The organism is Streptosporangium sp. NPDC006013 (assembly GCF_040614275.1).
Lineage (GTDB): Bacteria > Actinomycetota > Actinomycetes > Streptosporangiales > Streptosporangiaceae > Streptosporangium.
Genome location: NZ_JBEXUE010000674.1, coordinates 1 through 4,322, shown reverse-complemented (window position 1 = coordinate 4,322; position 4,322 = coordinate 1). Strand labels below are relative to the sequence as shown.

4 protein-coding genes and 1 riboswitch are annotated in these 4,322 nt (G+C 66.1%); all 4 genes read left to right on the top strand.

What is annotated here, in order from left to right; all coding sequences use genetic code 11:
• The first annotated feature begins 309 nt into the window (after positions 1 to 309).
• Positions 310 to 452: riboswitch (SAM riboswitch) on the top strand.
• Between the two features lie 14 nt (positions 453 to 466).
• Positions 467 to 1,759, top strand: a complete 1,293-nt coding sequence (thrC, locus tag ABZ260_RS47565) for a threonine synthase (protein WP_355569547.1) — start codon at positions 467 to 469, stop codon at positions 1,757 to 1,759.
• Positions 1,760 to 1,781: 22 nt separating this feature from the next.
• Positions 1,782 to 2,057 carry a MoaD/ThiS family protein gene (locus ABZ260_RS47560; protein WP_355569551.1) on the top strand — a complete coding sequence of 92 codons (276 nt, stop codon included), beginning with the start codon at positions 1,782 to 1,784 and terminating at the stop codon, positions 2,055 to 2,057.
• Between the two features lie 357 nt (positions 2,058 to 2,414).
• Positions 2,415 to 2,615 (top strand): cold-shock protein, encoded by a 201-nt coding sequence (locus ABZ260_RS47555; RefSeq protein WP_012895270.1) that lies wholly within the window; start codon positions 2,415 to 2,417, stop codon positions 2,613 to 2,615.
• Positions 2,616 to 3,000: 385 nt separating this feature from the next.
• The coding region (gene groL, locus ABZ260_RS47550; protein WP_355631616.1) for a chaperonin GroEL at positions 3,001 to 4,322 on the top strand (1,322 nt) is incomplete at its 3' end.

The following is a 4,322-nucleotide window of genomic DNA, read 5'->3' as shown; positions in this document are numbered from 1 at the left end:
GCGGGCCCCGACGAGCAGATCAGCTACACCGGCCCGCCCGGCTTCTACCGCTACCAGGTGGTCTCCGTGAGCGGCTCCAGCCCCTACACACTGAAGACCAAAGCCCCCTGACCTGCCTTCCGCGGGAGGTTCCACGGGACGTCCACCGTGGTGCGGTGCCTGCGGGCAGTGGCGGAGCGCCCCCGGGGCTGGGGAGCTCTGTCCGGCAGGTAACACGCCCTGTCTCGCAGGGTGAGACAGGTGGCCGAGACGGCGGAACGGCGATGTAGAGTGCTTAGGACCTGCGTGTCAGGTTTCCAACTGAATATTTGCTCATCCAGAGGGGTGGAGGGATCGGCCCTGCGAAGCCCCGGCAACCATCCCGGTTCAAGACTCGTGATCGACACGAGGTCGGCCGGGACAGGTGCCAATTCCGGTCTGTGACCAGGGTGGTCCGCAGACGAAGATGAGGGAAAGGCCTCGCTTCATGGCGCTCGCAACCACTGAGAACACCACCACCTCGCTTGGTCGTGTCGAAGACACGCAAAACCAGCAGTTCGGCCCCGCCGTGGCCCTGTCCTGTCGCGAGTGCGGTGCCCGCTACGACCTCGGCCCGAGCTTCGCCTGTGCCGAGTGTTTCGGGCCCCTTGAGATCGCCTACGACTTCGGGCGGGTGACCCGGGAGCAGATCGCCGAGGGGCCGGCCAACATCTGGCGTTACCGCTCGCTGCTGCCCGTCCCCGCCGACGTGGCCGCCAAGCCCAACATGGAGCCCGGCTGGACCAGGCTCGTCAACGCCGGCAACCTCGCCCGTGAGCTGGGCATGCGCTCGCTGCACGTGAAGGACGACTCAGGCAACCCCACGCACTCCTTCAAGGACCGCGTGGTGGCCATCGCCGTCGAGGCGGCCCGTAACTTCGGCTTCCACACCCTCTCCTGCTCCTCCACCGGCAACCTGGCCGGTGCCGCTGCCGCTGCCGCCGCGCGGGCCGGGCTGGACGCCTGCGTGTTCATCCCCGCCGACCTGGAGCAGGCCAAGGTCGTCATGGCCTCCGTGTACGGGGGCAGGCTCATCGGCATCGAGGGCACCTACGACGATGTGAACCGTTTCTGCTCGGAGCTCATCGGCGACGAGCTGGGCGAGAAGTGGGGCTTCGTCAACGTCAACCTCCGGCCGTACTACGCCGAGGGCTCCAAGACGCTGGCGTACGAGATCGCCGAGCAGCTCGGCTGGCGCGTTCCCGACCAGATCGTCGTGCCGGTCGCGTCGGGCTCCCAGCTCACGAAGATCGACAAGGGTTTCAAGGAGCTGATCGAGCTCGGTCTCGTCGAGGACAGGCCGTACAAGATCTTTGCGGCCCAGGCCGAGGGCTGCTCCCCGGTCTCCGCCGCCTACAAGGCGGGCCATGACGTGATCCGCCCGGTGAAGCCGGACACGATCGCCAAGTCGCTGGCGATCGGCAACCCCGCCGACGGCCCGTACGTGCTGGACATCGCCCGCCGTACCGGCGGCGCGGTCGAGGACGTCACCGACCCCGAGATCGTCGACGCGATCCGGTTGCTGGCCAGGACCGAGGGCATCTTCGCCGAGACCGCCGGAGGTGTCACCGTCGGCGTGCTTCGCAAGCTGGTCGCGGCGGGGAGGCTCGACCCGGAGGCGGAGACCGTGGTTCTCAACACCGGTGACGGTCTCAAGACCCTCGACGCGGTGGCCGCCGAGGCGCGCCCCACCGCTGTGATCCGCCCCTCTCTTGACGCATTCCGTGCGGCAATCGCCTAGAAATCGTGAAAGGTACTGAATTATGAGCGTTTCTGTGCGGATTCCGACGATTCTCCGGACTTACACCGATGGTGCTGCCGAGGTGAGCGGAGAGGGTGAGACCCTGCGCGACGTCCTCCAGAAGCTTGACGCGGACTTCCCGGGGGTCGGCGCCCGGATTCTTGATGAAACGGGTAAGATTCGCCGTTTTGTCAACGTCTATGTCGGAGATGAGGATGTCCGCTTCGCCGACAACCTCGACACGGCCACGCCCTCCGGCGTCCAGATCTCCATCATCCCGGCGGTCGCCGGGGGCTGAGTCCCGCCCCGCCCGCGCTGCGCCGGTCGCACCCGCCTCACCTTCCGGGGCGCTCGCGGCGCCTCTCCATGACACCCGCCCGGCTCCGGCCGCGTGCGGGTGTCCTGCTTTGTGGGGTAAACCGGTATTCGCGGTGGGGAAAGATAATGTAATCTTTAACTAACTAATAGTGATAGTCAAACTGTGCTCTCGTACTAAATGCTCTTGTAAAGAGCTAGTTTGGTGCTTGACTCTGTTGCCCTACCGGTTCCCACAGGTATGGTCGAGAACGATCGACGTGGCGAAGTCCGTCCCGGAGATTGAGGACTTCGCGCGAGGAATGGGCGTCGTCCTTAAGTCCAGTAAGAGGAGTCGCAAGTGGCGCAGGGCACCGTCAAATGGTTCAACGCGGACAAGGGCTACGGCTTCATCGCGGTAGACGGTGGTAAGGATGTGTTCGTCCATTACTCCGCGATCATGATGGATGGCTACCGTGCACTCGAGCAGGGCCAGCGAGTCGAGTTCGAGATCACCCAAGGTCAGAAGGGTCCCCAGGCGGAGTCCGTCCGGGCGGTCTGACATGGCCGTCCCGTGAACCCGCAGGGAGGGGTCGGTGGACCCCGCGGCAACGCAGTCCGCTGGATCCACACCACCTAGGCCCGGCTCGCCTCCCCAACCGGCGAGCCGGGTCTTCGCTTTGCGCGGAACGCACGCCTGCATGACGCGGAGCATGCGCTGACGTGGCCCGGAGCGGATGTCCGCGCCGGCGCGGCGCAGGTCAAGGGATCGTGGCTTGCACTCGACAAGGTAGAGTGCTAAACACATTGTTGGCACTCGCGCATAGAGAGTGCCAACCCTGGATCGAGGCGATGGGGCCCACCGAACGGAGTCGTGGGCCCACATGCCGTCGCGGGCGTCGGCTCGGTCCGGTGCAAGCCACCCTGTCTCTGGGAGGTCTAGCCGTATGGCAGCCAAGATGATCGCGTTTAACGAGGACGCCAGGCGCGGTCTCGAGCGCGGCATGAACCAGCTCGCGGACGCCGTCAAGGTGACCCTCGGCCCCAAGGGCCGCAACGTCGTGCTGGAGAAGAAGTGGGGCGCCCCCACCATCACCAACGATGGTGTCTCCATTGCGAAGGAGATCGAGCTGGAGGACCCGTGGGAGAAGATCGGGGCCGAGCTCGTCAAGGAGGTCGCCAAGAAGACCGACGACGTCGCGGGTGACGGCACCACCACCGCCACCGTGCTCGCTCAGGCTCTCGTACGCGAGGGTCTCCGCAACGTCGCCGCCGGCGCCAACCCGATGTCCCTGAAGAAGGGCATCGAGGCCGCCGTCGAGCGCGTCTCGGAGGAGCTGTCCAAGCTGGCCAAGGACGTGGAGACGAAGGCGCAGATCGCCTCCACCGCTTCCATCTCCGCGGGTGACCCGCAGATCGGCGAGATGATCGCCGAGGCGATGGACAAGGTCGGCAAGGAAGGTGTCATCACCGTCGAGGAGAGCAACACCTTCGGCCTGGAGCTTGAGCTCACCGAGGGTATGCGCTTCGACAAGGGCCTCACCTCGATGTACTTCGTGACCGACCCGGAGCGTATGGAGGCCGTCCTCGACGACCCGTACATCCTGGTCGTCAACTCCAAGGTGTCCGCCAACAAGGACCTGCTCCCGGTTCTCGACAAGGTCGTGCAGGCCGGCAAGCCGCTGCTGATCATCGCCGAGGACGTCGAGGGCGAGGCCCTGGCCACCCTGGTCGTCAACAAGATCCGCGGTCTGTTCCGCTCGGTCGCCGTCAAGGCGCCCGGTTTCGGTGACCGCCGCAAGGCCATGCTGGGCGACATCGGCATCCTGACCGGTGCCCAGGTCATCAGCGAGGACCTCGGCCTCAAGCTGGAGTCCACCACGCTGGACCAGCTCGGCCGTGCCCGTCAGGTCATCGTCACCAAGGACGAGACCACCATCGTCGACGGTGCCGGCGACGCCGAGCAGATCGCTGGCCGGGTCAACCAGATCCGCGCCGAGATCGACAACACCGACTCCGACTACGACCGCGAGAAGCTCCAGGAGCGTCTCGCCAAGCTGGCCGGCGGCGTGGCCGTCATCAAGGCCGGCGCGGCGACCGAGGTCGAGCTCAAGGAGCGCAAGCACCGCATCGAGGACGCCGTTCGCAACGCGAAGGCGGCCGTCGAGGAGGGCATCGTCCCCGGCGGTGGCGTGGCTCTGCTGCAGGCCGGCGCCAAGGCGTTCGACAAGCTGGAGCTCTCCGGCGACGAGGCCACCGGTGCCGCGAT